The sequence below is a fragment of the Trebonia sp. genome, assembly GCF_030042015.1.
Taxonomy (GTDB): Bacteria; Actinomycetota; Actinomycetes; order Streptosporangiales; family Streptosporangiaceae; genus Trebonia.
In genome coordinates this window covers 1-17,350 of record NZ_JASIAL010000015.1, presented here as the reverse complement: position 1 = coordinate 17,350, position 17,350 = coordinate 1, and the positions used below count along the sequence as shown (strand labels likewise).

General features: G+C 69.6%; 14 protein-coding genes. 11 read left to right on the top strand and 3 right to left on the bottom strand.

Going from position 1 to position 17,350, the window contains the following annotated elements; genetic code table 11:
- Positions 1–10: 10 nt before the first annotated feature.
- The 3 genes from Q1N79_RS00655 to Q1N79_RS00645 form a co-directional block, all read right to left on the bottom strand.
- Positions 11–610 carry a hypothetical protein gene (locus Q1N79_RS00655; RefSeq protein WP_300602799.1) on the bottom strand — a complete coding sequence of 200 codons (600 nt, stop codon included), beginning with the start codon at positions 608–610 and terminating at the stop codon, positions 11–13.
- A 1-nt stretch (position 611) separates the two neighbouring features.
- Positions 612–1,280, bottom strand: coding sequence for a transposase domain-containing protein (locus tag Q1N79_RS00650; protein ID WP_300602796.1), 669 nt, complete (start codon positions 1,278–1,280; stop codon positions 612–614).
- A 736-nt stretch (positions 1,281–2,016) separates the two neighbouring features.
- A complete protein-coding gene (locus Q1N79_RS00645) occupies positions 2,017–2,880 on the bottom strand; it encodes a DUF1275 family protein (RefSeq protein ID WP_300602794.1) in 864 nt (287 codons plus the stop codon).
- Positions 2,881–3,272: 392 nt separating this feature from the next.
- Between Q1N79_RS00645 and Q1N79_RS00640 the strand changes: the two genes are divergently transcribed.
- The 11 genes from Q1N79_RS00640 to Q1N79_RS00590 form a co-directional block, all read left to right on the top strand.
- The gene (locus Q1N79_RS00640; protein WP_300602791.1) at positions 3,273–4,952 is read left to right on the top strand and encodes an ABC transporter substrate-binding protein; all 1,680 of its coding nucleotides are present in this window, start codon (positions 3,273–3,275) and stop codon (positions 4,950–4,952) included.
- A gap of 40 nt (positions 4,953–4,992) precedes the next feature.
- A complete protein-coding gene (locus Q1N79_RS00635; protein WP_300602788.1) occupies positions 4,993–6,024 on the top strand; it encodes an ABC transporter permease in 1,032 nt (343 codons plus the stop codon).
- The gene (locus tag Q1N79_RS00630; RefSeq protein WP_300602785.1) at positions 6,005–6,904 is read left to right on the top strand and encodes an ABC transporter permease; all 900 of its coding nucleotides are present in this window, start codon (positions 6,005–6,007) and stop codon (positions 6,902–6,904) included. Before Q1N79_RS00635 ends, Q1N79_RS00630 begins: the two co-directional genes overlap by 20 nt.
- Positions 6,901–7,893, top strand: coding sequence for an ABC transporter ATP-binding protein (locus tag Q1N79_RS00625; RefSeq protein WP_300602782.1), 993 nt, complete (start codon positions 6,901–6,903; stop codon positions 7,891–7,893). The genes Q1N79_RS00630 and Q1N79_RS00625 overlap by 4 nt, the downstream gene beginning before the upstream one ends.
- Entirely contained in the window at positions 7,890–9,020 is a 1,131-nt protein-coding gene (locus tag Q1N79_RS00620; protein ID WP_300602779.1) for an ABC transporter ATP-binding protein, read from the top strand. The genes Q1N79_RS00625 and Q1N79_RS00620 overlap by 4 nt, the downstream gene beginning before the upstream one ends.
- Before the next feature lie 32 nt (positions 9,021–9,052).
- Complete coding sequence (locus Q1N79_RS00615; protein ID WP_300602776.1) at positions 9,053–9,973, top strand: TIGR03560 family F420-dependent LLM class oxidoreductase; 921 nt, start codon at positions 9,053–9,055, stop codon at positions 9,971–9,973.
- A gap of 325 nt (positions 9,974–10,298) precedes the next feature.
- A complete protein-coding gene (locus Q1N79_RS00610) occupies positions 10,299–11,777 on the top strand; it encodes a hypothetical protein (protein ID WP_300602773.1) in 1,479 nt (492 codons plus the stop codon).
- An 11-nt stretch (positions 11,778–11,788) separates the two neighbouring features.
- Complete coding sequence (locus tag Q1N79_RS00605) at positions 11,789–12,982, top strand: hypothetical protein (protein WP_300602770.1); 1,194 nt, start codon at positions 11,789–11,791, stop codon at positions 12,980–12,982.
- The gene (metK, locus tag Q1N79_RS00600) at positions 12,975–14,177 is read left to right on the top strand and encodes a methionine adenosyltransferase (RefSeq protein ID WP_300602767.1); all 1,203 of its coding nucleotides are present in this window, start codon (positions 12,975–12,977) and stop codon (positions 14,175–14,177) included. The genes Q1N79_RS00605 and metK overlap by 8 nt, the downstream gene beginning before the upstream one ends.
- 946 nt (positions 14,178–15,123) lie before the next feature.
- Entirely contained in the window at positions 15,124–16,512 is a 1,389-nt protein-coding gene (locus Q1N79_RS00595) for an ABC transporter substrate-binding protein (protein WP_300602764.1), read from the top strand.
- A 14-nt stretch (positions 16,513–16,526) separates the two neighbouring features.
- The coding region (locus Q1N79_RS00590; RefSeq protein WP_300602761.1) for a branched-chain amino acid ABC transporter permease at positions 16,527–17,350 on the top strand (824 nt) is incomplete at its 3' end.

Here is a 17,350-nt window from a genome sequence, read left to right as displayed (position 1 = left end):
TGCCGGGGAGTTAGGGTCCGGTGGCGGGGTTCAAGGACCGTCGTCGGCGTGTCGCGGGTTTGTCCTGGTAATCGGTGATGGTGGTCACGCTGGTGATCCGCAGGCTGGCGGAGGGTTTGCCGGGCGGGTTCTTGTTCCAGCGGCTGAGCGGGGATTTGACCTTGCGTGCGCAGACGCGGGGGCGGCGCGGGCCGTGCAGGCTGGCCAGGACGGCGCGGCCGGTCTCGCCGGCCAGGTCCGGGGTGGCGGGGAGGATGCCGCGGGCACTGGTGACCGTGAGCTGGGCGGTTTCGACGGCGATCTGGTAGCTGGCCCGGTCGGGGTCGGTTCCCGGGACGGTCTGCACGGCGTCGGTGACCGCGATCCGCAGTGCCTGGTATAGCGCCAGCAGTGCCCGCATCTCCCGCTTGACGCCCTCGGGGTCACCCGAGGGCGTCACCCGTCCGGTCAGCGGGGTGTGCCGCAAGGCGAGATAGCTGACCTCGTGCTCCCATCTTTGGTGATAGAGGGTGATCAAGGCGCCGGCGGGATAGGCGCGCCAGTCCAAGATCGTGGTGGCCAGCCGGTAGCAGTCGCCGTAGCGGGTGCCGTCGTGGCAGGTGACCCTCACATCAGCGGGGATGATGCGGACCTTGACCCCGCCGATGACTGACAGGAACGACCCGTCGGGGAACCGCTGCAGTACCGGCGGGCGGCGGGCGGGCGTCCAGCAGGTGGAGCAGCTTGCGGGCCCGGGTGGTCTCCCCGTCGGCCGGGGAGCCGAACACCGCGCCGGTCAGCGCCCTGGTGCCGGTCTCGCATAGGGTCATCAGCCGGATCGCCGGGTAGCCGGTCTCGCCCAGCGCCGCGTTGAGCTTCCCCAGCCAGGACCGGTTCAGCTCGCTGTCGGGGACACGGATGGACTGGCAGCCGTCGAAGGCCACCGTCCGGTACCGGCCGGACATCACCCCCGGGGTCCGCGGCCAGGCCAGCGGCCCGGCCAGCACCTCGAACAGGGCCTTCAGCGGGGCAGCGCCGATCCGCCGCCGAAGGCCCCGCAGGGCCTTGAGGTCCGGGACCACCGCATCCAGCGCATCAGTCAGTTTCGCCCAGACCCCCTGGTACCCGGCACCGGGAAACAAGACGATCCCGAGCACGAAATACAGCCCCGCCCGCGAGGGCAGCAGCCGCAGCCGCCGCCCGGTGGCCCCCGTCTCCGCCAGCACCGCATCCGCCAGCCCGAACGGCACGATCTGCGTCAGCTCACCCAGATGACCCGGGCCGAACACCCCCGCAGCCACCGTAATCGTCCTGCTAACCGACGTGACAGCAGAACAGATGGCAGACCGAACGCGCGACGGAGGTCCTTCGCGGCAGGTGATCTTGGTCGGCACCCGTCATGCCGGACCTCCGTTGCTCATGACCTCCGTTGCTCATGTCCGGCGAACACCGCGCACCCAGCCAATAGCCCCCGCTCCGGCCGCTACCCGGCCTCCCTGACTGGGCCGGCTGCGCCAACGGCCCGGCTGTATCGGGCCGGCTGCGCCAACGGCCCAATTGCCTCGCTTACCGGATGGTGGCCTTCGACGGCTGTCGGCCGCCGAAGGCCACCGATACCCCGCCGAACCGGGCCTGGCCGGGCAAGATGAGAACATCCCCCGGCCAGGTCGGCTACCCGGTCAGCCAGCTCATGACGCCCGCCAGAGAGGGACCCGCGCGCTGCCCGGCGCGGCCTTCGGCTCCGCCAGCACCGCTGACGGGGAGCTGGCCCGGGCGCGCAAGCTGCCGCACCTGCCGGATGCCACCCGGCGCACCCTGCCCGGCGGCCGGGTACCGCGCTCCGGCGACCGGCCGGCCTTCAACAGGAGACGCGGACGCTCTCGGCCCTGTGCCAGGCGCCCCGGATCGCCATCGCCGACACCATCCAGGCCATCCCGGGCCGCCGCCGACGATCCTTGACCACTGCTCCCGGACCTTAACTCCCCAGCATTGCCCCTGGGGTTGACCGGCGAGCGAGCCACGCCCTGTGCCCACCCCCTACCGTTTCGCGGGGGCGGCGCGCCAGGTCCCGGGGGCGCCGGGGCGGCTCGCGGCAAGGGCGGCGCCCGTCGCGACCACGGCCAGCAGGGCCGTCGCCAGGCTCAGCGCGGACACCACGCTGACGTTGAGGACCAGCCAGGCGCTCAGCACGGCGCCCGCGAGCATCGTGGCGACCACCTGCAGACGGCGGCCGAGGTCCACCCTGGCCGCCGCCCGGATCGCGCCGGTGCCGCGGATCACCCCACGGAAGTCGGCGCTAAGGCCGGTCAGCGTCATCGTGAGCACGGTCGTGGTCATGTCAGGCACGGCCAGCCTGCGCGCGACCGCGTTCTGGATGCCCATCGCGACGGCGAGGAGCGCGGCGACGGCGTCGGTGACCGCGGGGCCGAACGCGCCCCCGGTCATGCCCAGCGTGCCGTGGCTCACCCCCCGCGCGCCCGATGACGCGGCGAGGATCAGCGCGATGCCGGCGAAGGCCAGTTCCGCGGCGGCGCCGGCCCGCAGCAGCACGCCGCGGTCGTGGCCCGCCCTGGTCGCCAGCGTGCCGCCGGCCGCCGCGCCGACGAGGAAGCCGGCCAGCGCGAACAGCGAGGCGCTGAGTGAGAACCCCGGCGCGCCGACGGCGGCGAAGCCGGCGAACACCACGTTCCCTGTCATGTTGGCGACGAAGACCCGGCCGAGGGCCAGGATCGACACCGCGTCCACGACGCCGGTGATCGCCGTGAGGATCAGCAGCAGCCCGGGCAGCGGCCCGTACCCCGGATCGGCGAGCACGGCGCGAAGCAGCCGGCGCGGCGCCCCGCGCGGGCCCGCGGGCCAGCCGGCCACCGTGGCCGTCGTTGTCGTTATCGGTTCGGTCACCGGTCGGTCACCGGGGGCCGAATGCACGGCGTCCTGGGTGGTTGTCACGATATCCTCCGGCGCATCAGGCATCCGTATCTCCCAACCCCCAGGAGGGCATCTGGCATCTCAGCAGACTCATAGATATCCGTGATCGACATAATCTCGATGGCTGCTCACCACGCCGCGCCTGCGCAGGTTAGCGCTGCGTTAGCCAGCTTTGTGGCGCGACACAAGGGCGGAGCGTGGCCGGGCGTGCGGGGATACAACCCAGCACGCGCCAACCGGAGGACCCAGAATGTAACCCTTGCAGCGCCATCGACCGAGTGAGAGTATCCAAGACAAATCTTCAGACGCTCGACTGACCAATTGTCACATGCCAGCGTACGAATAATCACGAGTAGGTGAATGCCGTGAGTTTTCGGCTTAAGTCAATGCGGACCGCCTGCCTGGCTGGAGCGGCCGCACTAACTCTCGCGGCTGCCGCGTGCAGCAGCTCATCGTCGGGCACGGTCAGCCCGACCGGATCCGCGCTACCCTCCGTACCGGTCAAGAGCGGCGGCTCGATCACCGTCCTCGAAAGCGCCGGGTACGCGGGTGCGTGGACGACCCTCGACCCGGCGCAAAACAAGGAGGGCGCCGCCACCCAGGACTTCATGACCGCGATCTTCGGGGAGCTCTTCGAGCTGGGCCCGAACAACGTGATCGAACCGGACCTGGCCACAAGCTACTCATACAGCGCCAACGCCGAGAACGTGACGATCACGTTGCGCCAGGGCGTTAAGTTCACCGACGGCACGCCGTTCAACGCCGAGGCGGTGTACTACAACTGGGAGCGGGATCTCGGCCCGGTCGGGATCAAGAACGGCCTCAACCCGCCGTGGGAGATCAAGGAGCTGCCGCTGCCCAAGGGCGCGGCTGTCGGGACGCCCGAGCCGCCCGCGGCGGGGGCCATCCAGGTCACCGGTCCTTACACGATCGTCGTGCACCAGGACGCGCCGAACGCGGCCTTCATCGACCAGCTCTTCGACTCGATTGCCGACTGGATCGGCTCGCCGACCGCCATCGCGAACGACAAGAACTTCGGGCTGGACCCGGTTGGCGCCGGGCCGTTCGAGGTCGTCAGCGACACCCCCAACACCGAGCTCGTGGTCAAGAAGAACCCGAACTACTGGGAGGCGGGTCACCCCTACCTGAACCAGATCACGTTTAAGACGGTCGGCAGCGATGAGGCAGCGTACGAGGCCCTGCTGGCCAACGAGGGCCAGGTGTACGAGGACATGTCCACGACGGCGCTGATCGACGAGTCCGCGTCGCACTTCGAGGTGGAGAACAACCTCGGCACGTCCCCGTACGACCTGCAGCTGAATACCGCGATCGCGCCGTTCAACAACCCCAAGGCGCGCGAGGCGATATACGCGGCGACCAACTTCGCCCCGATCCTGCAGCACCTCTTCGGCGGCCGGTACCCGGTCACGGAGAGCTTCACCGGGCCAGGCGGCATCTGCTACGAGCCGGTCGTGCCCGGGTACCAGGGATATGATCCGACACTGGCCAAGCAGCTGATCGCCGAGACCGGGCTGAATAAGATCACGTTCCAGCTCGGCACGATCGCCCTCTCGACCGCGCAGGATGCCATGGAGGCGCTGCGCACCGAGTGGGAGGCGCTCGGCATGCACGTCAGCATCATCTCCTGGCCGCTATCGGGGCTGATCTCGGCCTTCGAGGCGGACGGCGGCAAGAAGTGGCAGTCGATGGTCCAGACCGCGGGCGCCTTCGACCCGGCGGGCGGCGTCGGCGTCGGCTTCCGCTTCGAGTCCTACTCGCCGTTCAGCGGGGTGCACTCCACGGCGCTCGACACGATCCTGCAGGATGCGCAGGCGCCGCTGAACCTCGCCACCCGCTGCAAGTACTACGCCGAGGCGGCGGAGTACATCGCCAAGAACTACGACGGGCCGTTCTACTTCACGTTCTCCCCGGCGAACGTGTCGGTGCACGGGATCAGCGGACCGGGTCTTTCCACGCCGCTGGCCTCGGTGGCCGTCGTCCCGACAATCCCCTGGGAGGATGTGTACTACAACCCGACCTCCTGACGGCCTGTCCCTGAACTAAATACGGGAGGACAAAAGAATCATGGCGCTGGTTCAGCAAATCCAGCTCCAGACCGGAGCCGGCGCACGCGGAGGCGTGCGCCGGCTCACCGGCTCGCCGGCGCTGCGGATGGTGGGCAAGCGGCTGATCGCCGCCGTCTTCGTGCTGTGGGGCGTCACGTTCCTGACCTTCGCGGTCATGAGCGCGCTGCCCAACGACACCGCCCAGGCGATACTCGGTCTGCACGCCACCCAGGCGGCGGTGGCCCAACTCAACAAGACGCTCGGGCTTGACCAGCCGTTCTGGCAGCGGTACTGGAGCTGGCTGGACGGCGTGCTGCACGGAAACTTCGGCACGTCGCTCCTGGGCCTGGACATCAACCACGAACTGGCCACCCACCTGCCCGTCACCCTGCTGCTGCTCGCGTACGCGCTCGTGGTCTCGCTGCTGCTCGCGATCATCGTGGCGGTGCTCGCGGCGCGCCGGCCGAACGGCGTCATGGACCGGATCAGCCTCGGGATCAGCATGCTCGGGCTGTCCGCCGCGCCCTACGCGTTCGCGTTCCTGCTCATCATCATCTTCGCGGTCAAGCTGCCGTGGTTCCCGGTCATCTCGGACTCCCTGGGCAGCACCCCGCTCTCCTACTTCAAGGCGCTGACGCTGCCCGCGGCGTCGCTCGGGTTCGGGCTGTTCGCGATCTACACCCGGCTGCTGCGGGCCGACATGGTGGAGCAGATGCAGCGCGAGGACTACATCGTGACCGCCAAGGCCAAGGGCGTGACCCCGTGGCGGGTCCTGATCAAGCACGCGCTGCGGAACTCGATGTTCACGCTGATCACGGTCGTCGGGCTGAACTTGGGCGGGCTGGTCGGCGCGGCCGCGATCATCGAGACGATATTCGAGCTGCCAGGCATCGGCAACGACCTGCTGACCGGCATCGGCGACCATGACACGGCCCTCGTCGAGGCGATCGTGCTCGTCTTCGCGCTGGTGACCGTGCTCGGCAACCTCCTCGCCGACCTCGCCTATACGGTACTCGACCCAAGGATCCGGTATGGCAGCACCAACTCCTGACGTCACGCTCGCGACCCCTGTCCCGCCGTCGCTGCCCTCCCTGGTCAATAACCGCCGGCTGCGGACGCAGCGGCTGGGCCGCACGCTGCGGCTCTGGGTACCAGGAGGATTCCTGATCCTGATGCTCGCGATGTGCTTCGTGTGGCCGCTGATCTACACGCTGCCCTCGTCGGAGAACGGGAACATCATCTATTCGTCAGAGCCGCCGTTCTCGCCTGGCCACATCCTGGGCACCAACCAGCTCGGCGTCGACGTGTTCTCCCAGATCGTCTACGGCGGGCAGGTGGCGTTCGAGGTCAGCGTGTCCGTCACGATCATCGGCATCGTGGTCGGCGGCGCGATCGGGGTGATCGCGGCCTTCTTCGGCGGCTGGATCGACGCCGTCCTGAGCCGGGTGCTCGACGTGCTGATCGCGTTCCCCGCCCTGGTGCTGGCGCTGGTGATCGCGGAGGGGCTCGGGCCGAGCGAGCCGCACGTGATCTTGGCGCTTTCCGTGTTCGCGGTCCCGGCGCTGGGGCGGGTCGTGCGGGGTGCCACGCTGACGCTGCGGGCGCTGCCGTTCATGACCGCGGCCCGGCTGGCCGGCACCCGCGGCTGGCGGATCATCGTCCGCCACATCGTGCCGAACATCTTGCCGGGCATCGTGACGTTCAGCCTGCTCGGCATCGGCATCGTGATCATCCTGGAGGGCGCCCTGGACTTCCTGGGCTACGGCATCCCGCTGCCCGAGGCAAGCTGGGGCTCCATGATCGCGCAAGGCCAGCAGGTGCTGACCGCGCAGCCCGAGTACGTGCTGATCCCGTCGATTTTCCTGCTGGTCACCGTGGTGGCGCTGAACATGCTCGGGGACGCGCTGCGCGAGCGGTGGGGGGTGCGATGACCGATGCTCTGCTGCAGGTCGACGACCTGCGGGTCTCGTTCGTGGTCGGGGGCCGCGAGCTGCGTGCCGTCGACGGAGTCAGCTTCTCTGTCGATCCCGGGCGCACGCTCGCGATCATCGGCGAGTCGGGGTCAGGCAAGACCGTCTGCTGCCGGGCCATCATGGGGCTGCTCCCGCTGGGCACGGCGATCGGCGGGTCCGCCCGGCTGCGCGGTGCCGAGCTGATCGGCTTGTCCGACGCCGAGTTGCGCAAGCACCGCGGCTCCGACATAGCGATGGTGTTCCAGGACCCGGCCCGGTCGCTCAACCCGACGATGCGGATCGGTGTCCAGATCACCGAGGCCATCAGGACGCACCGCAAGGTGAGCAGGCACGAGGCGCAGACGCAGGCGATCGAGCTGCTGCGGCTGGTTCGCATCCCGGCGGCCGAGCGCCGGTTCCACGAGTACCCGCACCAGCTCTCTGGCGGCATGCGCCAGCGCGTGGTGATCGCGATCGCGCTGGCGTGCCGGCCGAAGCTGCTGATGGCCGACGAGGCCACCACCTCGCTCGACGTGACTACCCAGGCGCAGATCATGGAGCTGCTGCTCGAACTGCAGCACGAGCTGGACATGGCGCTGGTCCTGATCAGCCACGACATGGGGCTCGCGGCGTCCTACGCGGACGAGGTGATCGTGATGTACGCGGGCAAGATCGTGGAGCAGGCGCCGGCCTTGCGGCTCTTCGGCGCCGGCGGCGCCGTCCGGATGCGCTACACCCGTGCGCTGCTCGACGCGGTCCCGCACCTGGAGCGGCCGGCGCACTCCCCGCTGCCCATCGTCGGCGGGCGGCCGCCTGACCCGACCGCGCTGCCGCCAGGCTGCTCGTTCGCGCCGCGCTGCGGGAGCGCGGCCGACGACTGCGTGGCGAAGGCGCCGGCGCTGCTCGAGCACGCACCCAACCACCGATGGGCATGCTGGCACCCCTGCGAGAACGGAGGCGTGGCATGACCGCCGAACCGACCCCCCCGGACCAGCCGACGGCCGGGGAGCCGCTGCTGTCGGTGCACGACCTGGTCCAGGAGTTCGTGGTGCGCACCCGCGGCGCCGCGGGGACGGACCGCACGAGCGCCGGTGAGGGCGCACTGTTCGGCAGCAGCGGCAGCAAGGCGGGCGTCGTGCAGGCGGTGTCCGGCGTGTCGTTCGACATCATGCCCGGCGAGACGCTCGGCATCGTGGGCGAGACAGGGTCCGGCAAGTCCACCCTGGCCCGGGCGATCCTGCAGGCCCCGCGCCCGAAGTCGGGCTCTGTCATGTTCCGCGGCACCGAGCTGACCAGGCTGCGCGGCAGGAGGCTGCTCCAGGCGCGCCGGCACATGCAGTTCGTTTTCCAGGACCCGTTCGGGTCGCTTGACCCGAAGTGGAAGGTGCAGTCAATCATCGACGAGCCGCTGGTCGCCTACCACGCCGGCGACAGGACCGCGCGGCGCAAGCGGGTCGATGAACTGCTCGACCTGGTGGGCCTGGATCCGGGGCGGTACGCCAAGCGGCATCCCAGGGAGCTGTCCGGCGGGCAGGCGCAGCGTGTCGCCATCGCCCGGGCGGTGGCACTGGAGCCGTCGCTGATCATCTGCGACGAGGCCGTATCGTCACTCGACGTGCTGGTCCAGGCACAGGTGCTCAGCCTGTTCGAGAAGCTGCGTGCCGAACTCGGACTGTCCTACCTGTTCATCGCGCACGACCTGTCGCTGGTCAAGCAGGTCAGCGACCGGGTCGCGGTGATGTACCTCGGGAAGCTGTGCGAGATCGGGCGGGGCGAGGACGTGTACCGGGAGCCGCTGCACCCCTACACGCGGGCGCTGCTCGACTCGATCCCGTCCACCGAGCCGGGCGCCGCGCGGGCGGCCACGACGATCAAGGGCGAGCCGCCGTCGCCGATCAACCCGCCGAGCGGATGCCGGTTCCGCACCAGGTGCCCGCGGGCCACGGACCTGTGCGCCGCGGAGGAGCCCAAGCCCAGGGAGCTGGCGGCAGGCCACTTCGTCGCGTGCCACTACCCGCTGAACCAGCCGGCGCCGGTCGCGACGGTCGTGACAGCCGCCGACGCGACCACAGGCGCCACGTTCCGTTCCGCGTAGCGATCTTTTAATTCCCACCCGAAGGAGACTGGATGAGGCTGCGGATACTGCTTGAACCGCACCACGGTGCCACGTATGAGCAGATCCTCGCCTTGGCGCGGGCGGCGGAAGAGGGCGGGTTCGACGCCTTCTTCCGCTCCGACCACTACCTGGGCATCGACGCCGACGACACCACCTATCAGCCGACCGACTCGTGGACGACGCTGGCCGGGCTGGCGGTGCAGACCAGCCGGGTCCGCATCGGCACCCTGGTCAACGCGTCGACCTTCCGGCTGCCTGGCCAGCTGGCGGTCGAGGTCGCGACCGTCGACCAGATGAGCGGCGGCCGGGCCGAGCTGGGCATCGGGGCCGCCTGGTACGAGCGCGAGCACCAGTACTTCGGCATCCCGTTCCCGCCGCTCGGCGAGCGGTTCGACCGGCTGGAGGAGCAGCTGGCGATCCTCACCGGGCTGTGGCGGACCAGGCCGGGGGAGCGGTTCAGCTTCGACGGCAAGTTCTACCAGGTGCAGGATTGCACCTCGATCCCGCGGCCAGCAGCCCGGCCGAAGATCATCATCGGCGGGGCCGGCCCCAAGCGCACCCCGACGCTGGCGGCGAAGTACGCCGACGAGTTCAACGGCGCGCTGGGCACGCAGGTGCGCGAGCGGTACGCCAACTTCCGGCGGATCTGCGCGGACGTCGTCGGCCGCGACCCGGCGGAGGTCCGGCTGTCCGCGACGCTGCCGGTGTGCATCGGCTCCTCACCGCAGGACCTGGAGCGGCGCAAGGAGTCGCTGGGCGAGCCGGGCGCGCGGCTGCTCGCGGCGGGCGTCACCGGCACCGCCGGCGACGTGATCGCGGCGATCGAGGACCTGGCCGCCCAGGGCGCGGACACGGTCTACTTCCACGTCTACGGGCCCGGTGACGTCGAGCACATCAGGCTGCTCGGCAGCGAGGTGGTCAGCCGGTTTTAGCGGCGGCCGCCGGTTTTCGTTGTGCGGCTGCACAGGGGCCTCCCCGCAAAGCTTGTGGGGCGTGTCGATGCCTGGGGTCATCGGCTGAGGCAGCATGAGGAACGTGGGACTGGCTCAGCGACGCCCGGCGCGCCTGTGTGCGAGCACTAACGGCATTTATGAATTCGGTGCTATAGGCACTGGCGCTATTGGCGCGCAATTCAGCCGCCAGTCAGGTGAAAAGCCGGCTGGAGTTGTTTTCCCGTCCGGGGACCACGAGTGAGCCTGCTGCGGGGCCGGCTCCCGGCCGGGGCGCGCCGGCCGGCTCCAGTCGGGAAGTGGGCCGATGGACATTGAGGTTCGCGCCGTCCGCAAGCTGCGCGAATCCGCGGGGGCGCAGGCGGCGATCGGCCCGCTGGTCGGCGCGCTGTGCGCCGCCGACGTGGACCTCACGCGGCTGCGCGTGAGCTGCGACTGGATCCAGTACAAGAACAACTTCCGTGACACCGTCATGGTGCGCCCGGTCATCGCGGCCGGCGCGGGATCTCCCGACTCCGGCGCCGAGGCGGCCGTGGACGGCTACGAACTCGCCGTGGACCTGCGCCGCTGCGCGCAGCCGGGCACGGACGTGGCGGCGGTGGTGAACGCGGCCCTCACGGACGCCGACGCTGGTGCAAACGTCTGGCTTGAGCCCTGGGTGCCGGGCTCGGCCAGCTGCGTCTGGCGCTTCAACGCGCTGTACTGGCAGGCGCTGGCGATCTGGGAGAAGGCCACGGGCCGGGAGTACGAGCACGCGCTGCCCGGCGGGGAGAGCGACGCGCGTAACGCCGCCACGGCACGCGACCTGATCCTTGACCTGTTCAAGGTCTGGGACGAGCTGGCGGCACGGCGCGCGCTGCCCGAGGCGCTTTACGTCATCGAGCTTGGCGTGGGCAACGGAGGACAGGCGCGTACCTGGCTTGACGCGTTCACCGAACTCGACAGGCGGCACGGCCGCGACTACTACCGCCGGCTGCACTACCTGATGGGCGACTACTCGGCGCACGTGCTCGACCGGGCGCGACAGGAGGTCGCGCACCACGGCGACCACGTCAGCGGGCTGGTGCTCGAGGCCACCCGGCTGACGGGGAGCGTGGGATTCCTGGCCGGGAAGGCGTTCCTCGTCTACATCTCCAACGTGTACGACAACCTTCCCACCGACGAGGTGGCGTCCATCAGGGGCCGGGTGTACCTCGTGCAGACCCGCGCCTACCTGTCCGCACCCGCCGCGGCGCGGATCGCGGAGCAGTTCGGCGTGGCGGAGCGGGAGCTCGCCCCGCTCACCGAGCGGCTGCTGCGGATCGGCCCTGAGCTGCTGTCGGAGTCGCTGCCCGGCAAGTTCGCCGACCCAGGGGCGGCGGTCCTGTTCTGGCAGGCGGTGTGGGGCGCGCTGCGCCAGGCCGAGCGGTACGTGCCGCTCGAGGGCCTGGACACCTACCAGGTCACCCCGTCGCTGACCGGGGAGATCCTGCGCCCGCTGCTCGCCGCCGAGGGCGACGTCCGGATGCACGTCAGCAACGGGGCGCTTGCCAGCTTCGCGGACACGTTGCCGCTGCTGCACCCGTTCGGCCAGGTGGCCTGCCACGACCTGTTCCTGACCGGGACCGATCAGTACGGGACGGGCTTCTACGGCCCGGGCAAGTACGACGGGTCGACGGTCAACTGGGTCAACGGCCCGCTGCTCGCGCTGCTGGCCAACCGCCGCGGCTTCCAGGTGGGGTTCAGCCAGTTCAAGGAGCGGCCCGGCGCCAACATCAAGACCCTCACCGCGCAGGTCAGGGATTAGGGCGGGGACAGATGACGCCGAGCGAACAGTGGCACCGCTACCTGCCGACCACGGTCGTGGGATCGTACTCGGTCCCGGAGTGGCTTGAGCGGCTCAAGACCGAGTACTACCAGCGGCGGATCAGCGCGCAGCACCTGGCGGAGATCCACGAGGTCGCGATCAAGGCCGCGGTCAAGGACCAGGAGCGGGCGGGGATCGACATCGTCTCCGACGGGGAGCTGCGCCGGGACAACGACATCGACTACTTCCTGGCCCGCATCCCCGGCGTGCACATCGCGCAGCGCGGTAAGTCGGATTACTACGACTACTACGAGGCCGAGGTCACCTCGCCGCTGCCCGAGGACGACAAGTCCAGCCTCGGGCTCGCCGCCGACTTCGACTTCACCAGGCAGCTGACCGACCGCCCCGTCAAATTCTCCTTCACCGGGCCGTTCTCGCTGTCGCGCCGGATCGCCGACACCGCCTACACCGACCCCGCCGACCTGATCCGCGCGCTGGCCAGGCGGCTCAACATGGAGGCTCGTTTCCTCGCGGGCGCCGGCGCGACCCTGCTGCAGATCGACGAGCCGTTCCTGGCGGGCTACCCGGAACAGGCCGGGCTCGCGGTCGAGGCGGTCAACATCGTGACCGACGGGATTCCCGTCACATGGGCGCTGCACGTCTGCTACGGCAACAGGTACGCGCGGCCGTCCTGGGAGGGTCACTACGACTTCCTTTTCCCGGCCGTGCTCGATGCCCACGTGGACCAGCTGGTGCTCGAGTTCGCCCGCAAGGGCCTTGAGGACCTGCGGCTGATCAAGGAGTACTCCTGGCGCTCCGCGGTGGGTCTCGGCGTGATCGACGTCAAGTCCGCGACGGTGGAAAGCCCCGAGCTCGTCGCCGCGCGCATCCGGCGCGGCCTTGAGTACGTCGCCCCCGGCCGCCTTATGATCAATCCCGACTGCGGGCTGCGGCACCTGGCTCCGGAGGTTGCCAGGCGCAAATTGCGCGCTATGGTAGCTGGCGCGGCAATTGTCCGGTCTGAACTCGGGCTGGACGCCGCCGCGACCGACCCGGACCCGGAGCCGAGCGCACGGGGCGCCCCGGGCGCCCCGGGCGCCCCGGACACCGCAGTCTTCGCACTCGATACCGTCCTAGCCGCACACACAACTATCAACCCTCCCGCCTCGGGAGATAACGACTCCTCAGGAGCTAGCCATGGATAGCGGATTCCTCTTCACTTCCGAGTCTGTGACGGAGGGCCACCCGGACAAGATCGCAGACCAGATCTCCGACGCGGTCGTTGACGCGGCGCTCGCCGGTGACCCGCTGTCCCGGGTGGCGTGCGAGACCTTGGTCACAACGGGCCTGATCGTGATGGCCGGCGAGATCACCACGGCGTCGGCGGTCGACTACACGGCGGTCGCGCGCCGGGTGGTCTGCGAGATCGGCTACGACAACGGCGAGTACTACTTCGACGGCAACGCGGTCGGCGTGATCGTCGTCATGGACCGGCAGTCGCCGGACATCGCGCAGGGCGTGGCCGCCGCGCACGAGGGCCGGGTCGGCGGGTCGGACGACCCGCTTGACAAGATCGGCGCCGGGGACCAGGGCATGATGTTCGGCTACGCGACCAATGAGACACCCGAGCTCATGCCGATGCCGATCACGCTCGCGCAGCAGATGGCGAAGAAGCTGACCGACGCCCGGCGCTCCGGCGTGCTGCCCTACCTGCGGCCGGACGGTAAGACCCAGGTCACCGTGCGGTACGACGACGCGGGCAAGCCGACAGGGGTCGAGAAGGTGCTGATCTCCACCCAGCACGCCGAGGGCGTGGAGAGCAAGCTCCCTGACGCGCTGTGGGAAGAGGTGGTCCTGCAGACGTTGTCGCCAGAGATGTTCGACCCTGGCCGGCTGCGCAAGGAGTTCTACGTCAACCCGACCGGCCGGTTCGTGATCGGCGGCCCGGTCGGCGACACCGGACTGACCGGCAGGAAGATCATGGTCGACACCTACGGCGGCTTCGCCAGGAACGGTGGCGGCGCCCTGTCAGGCAAGGACCCGTCCAAGGTGGACCGGTCGGGGGCCTACGCCGCCAGGTACGTGGCGAAGAACATCGTCGCGGCCGGCCTGGCCGACCGCGCCGAGGTCCAGGTGGCCTACGCGATCGGCGTCGCCCGCCCGCTGTCGCTGCTGATCGAGACGTTCGGCACCGAGAAGATCGCCAAGCCGGCGATCGCCGAGCTCGTCCGGGAGAACTTCGACCTGCGCCCTGGCGCGATCCTGCGCGACCTGGACCTGCGCCGGCCGATCTACCGGCAGACCGCGGCCTACGGCCACTTCGGGCGGTCCGGTGACGCGTTCACCTGGGAGCGCACCGACAAGGCCGACCAGCTGCGCACCCAGGCGGGCCTGGCCTGACGGCCACGGCCCTGGTGCGGCGCCGCCGCGGACCCGCGGACCCGCGTCCGCGGGGACGCGGACCCGCGGACCGGCGCCCACCCCAAGTCGTGCCCGGCCGGCGCTCAGCGCGGGCCGGGCACGCGCAACCTTCGGCAGCGACCGCCGGTCGCGTGCCGGCCGCCCGGCCTGCTAACGATTGCAACGGCCCCTCGATACGCCGCGTAATGATGCTTGGCCAGCGTGGCCTGAGCGCAGGGAAAATTTGTGGCCCGCCGCAACTTTCGCGCTGCCGAGTTTGGGACCAGCGGCAATTGTTCCCGGTCAGCTGCCGTGGAATTCTCGCCCGTAGATTGGTTACCCCCGGCAAGCTTTGGCCGCGCGGCGGCGGCCAGAAAGGGGCCGACCGGTGCTCGCGGCGCTTCCCAGATCACCGGGCGATATCGGCATCGGCGATATCGCGGCACCTGGCCGGCCGCGCGCGGGCCGGGTCGTCGTCCGGCCTGAGGCCGCGGGAATCCGCGAGTCGGACCCGCACCGCTTTTCGGGCATACCGGCCGGTCGCCGTCCACGGTACGCGCCAGGTCCCGGTGGGTCGCTGGGCAGCAGGTGCCGATCCTCGGTGCCCGGCGGCCGGGGTCGCCCTGGCCGCGGCGCCCGGCGCGCCACCCGCCGGCGGTGGAGTTTCCCATTTACGGTCAGCGGAGGAGGGGCTGAAACGTGATGAAAACGTATTCTGGCGCAGTGCTTACCTTAGCCCTGGCACGGCGATAATCTCACCGAAACACACGACGGCTTCTAGAACATAGGCCACATCTCAGGCAATGCAAAGGTAATGCAAAGACGCACCGTTTACCTGTGAACGATGTGTTCTTCTGCTAGCCTCCGGGTCGGCGAGCCTACCCCCGGCAGCGCGCCCCGGCAGTTTCGGAAATATTTCGCTGTTAGCCACGAGAAGGCAGAACCCATGATTAGATTCGAGCACCGGCGCTCGCGGCTCGCCGTCGCGGCGCTCGCCGCGGTCGCGCTCGGCGTCCTCGCCGGATGCAGCAGCAGTAGCAGCAGCAGCAGCTCCACCACGACGACGCCCACCACCAGCACCTCAACCCCGTCGACGAGCGCGAGCCCGACCTCTACCGCTGTCGCGACCTCGGCCTGCGGCACCAACCCGGGCGTCGTGGCCACCGGGACCCCGATCCCGCTCGGCGCCATCGTGACCGACCAGAGCGGCACCTCGTTCACCGACATCACGAACATGGCCGCGGCCTACTTCACCTGCGTGAACGACAACGGCGGGATCAACGGCCACCCGATCAAGTACTACATCGAGACCGAGCAGAGCAACGCGACGCAGATCGCGTCCGAGGCCAAGCAGCTAGTGCAGACCGACCACGTCGTCGGCATCGTCGGCAGCTCGAGCATCATCGAGTGCTCGGTCGACAGCAGCTACTGGAAGAGCCTCGGCTACTACGTCATCGCCGCGGGCATCGCGCCCGAGTGCTACGCGACGCCGAACTACGCCGATGTCAACATGGGACCGCGGTACAGCTCGGACGGCGCGGTGCAGTACGCGCTGACCCTGCACCCGGACAAGATCGTCTTCGACCAGTCGAACGTCCCGGGCACCACGTACATCGAGGACGGCCCGAACGCCCTGGCCAAGGCCGCGGGCGTGCCGATCACCGATGACACCACGAACGTGCCGATCTCCGACGCCGACTCGGTGGCGATCAACCTGGTCGACCAGGCGGGCAAGGACGGCGCGGTGATCTTGAACTTCACCCCGCCGGACGCGCTGGTGATCCTGCAGGCGGCGCAGAAGCTCAACATCGAGGGCAACGTCAAGTTCTGGGGCTGCTCGACGCCCTGCAACACCGACTTCCTCGCCCAGTCGCTCGGGGCCAAGTGGGACGGCAAGTTCTTCGTGAACGCCGAGCTGGCCCCGCCTGACGTGGAGACCACGCCGGCGATGAACCTGTACAAGGCGATCTACGCGCAGTACGGCAAGGCCGTCTCCGGCGGCATCGGCGCGTTCAGCGAGATGGGCTTCACCGAGGCGGAGCTCGGGGTCGACGCCCTGCGGTCGATCACGAGCGGCGTCTACACGGTGGCCACGGTCAACGCCGCGATCAAGGCGCTGAAGAACGTCGACACAGGCATGCTCTGCCAGGCCTGGACGTACGGCGACTACAGCACGCACATCGCGAACAACGAGGACTACACGGTCACGCCGGACAACGGCAAGATGGTGATCGCGCCCAACGGCGGGTGCACGCTGATCTCGGCCGTCGACCCGAACATCGCGTCGTACCGTGCCCAGGCCGGCACCGCGGCCTTGGACCCGACGTCCTCGTGACGGATGATAGGTAGATGCCAAGCTGGTCTGAACTCTCGCAGTTCCTCGTAAGCGGTCTCGCCCTGGGCGGGGTGTATGCCCTGTCCGGGGTGGGGCTGGTCGTCCTGTACCGCGCCACCGGCGTGCTCTACCTCGCCTTTGGCGCGGTCGGGGCGATGGGTGCGTTCATCACCTATGCCATGGTCCAGGCGTCGCTGCCCGGCTGGGCCGCGTGGCTCGTCTGCATCCTCTTCGGCGGCGTGTGCACGCTCGCGTACGGGATCGTGTTCGGCCCGCCGCTCGCCAGGCGCGGCCCGCTGGTCCGCGCGGTGGCCACGCTCGGCCTGACCCTGATCCTGTTCGGGCTGATGAACCTGCTGTGGCCGCCCACCGGCGGCGCGGTGCGCGAGATTTCGCTGCCCACCGACAACGGCGGGTTCACGGTCCTCGGGCTGCAGGTCACCTGGACCCAGTTCATCGCGCTCGTCGCGGGCATCGTGCTGACCGTGGCGACCGCCGCGTTCCTGCGGTACACCAAGCTCGGCACGGCGATGCGGGCGATGGCCAACGACAGGGAGATCACCGCGACGCTCGGCGTGCCGGTGCGCCGGGTCGAGGCGGCCGCCTGGTTCGGCTGCGGCATCCTGGCCGGCATCGCCGGGCTGCTGCTCGCCGACCTGGTCGAGCTCGACCCGACCACGCTCACGTTCCTGGTGATCTCGTCGCTGGCCGCCGCCCTTGTCGCGCGGCTGCGGTCGATCGCGGTGACGTTCGTGGCGGCGATCGTGATCGGCGTGGTCCACGACCTGCTGACCCCGTTCACCGCGCTCACCAACTACCGCGACATGACGCCGTTCGT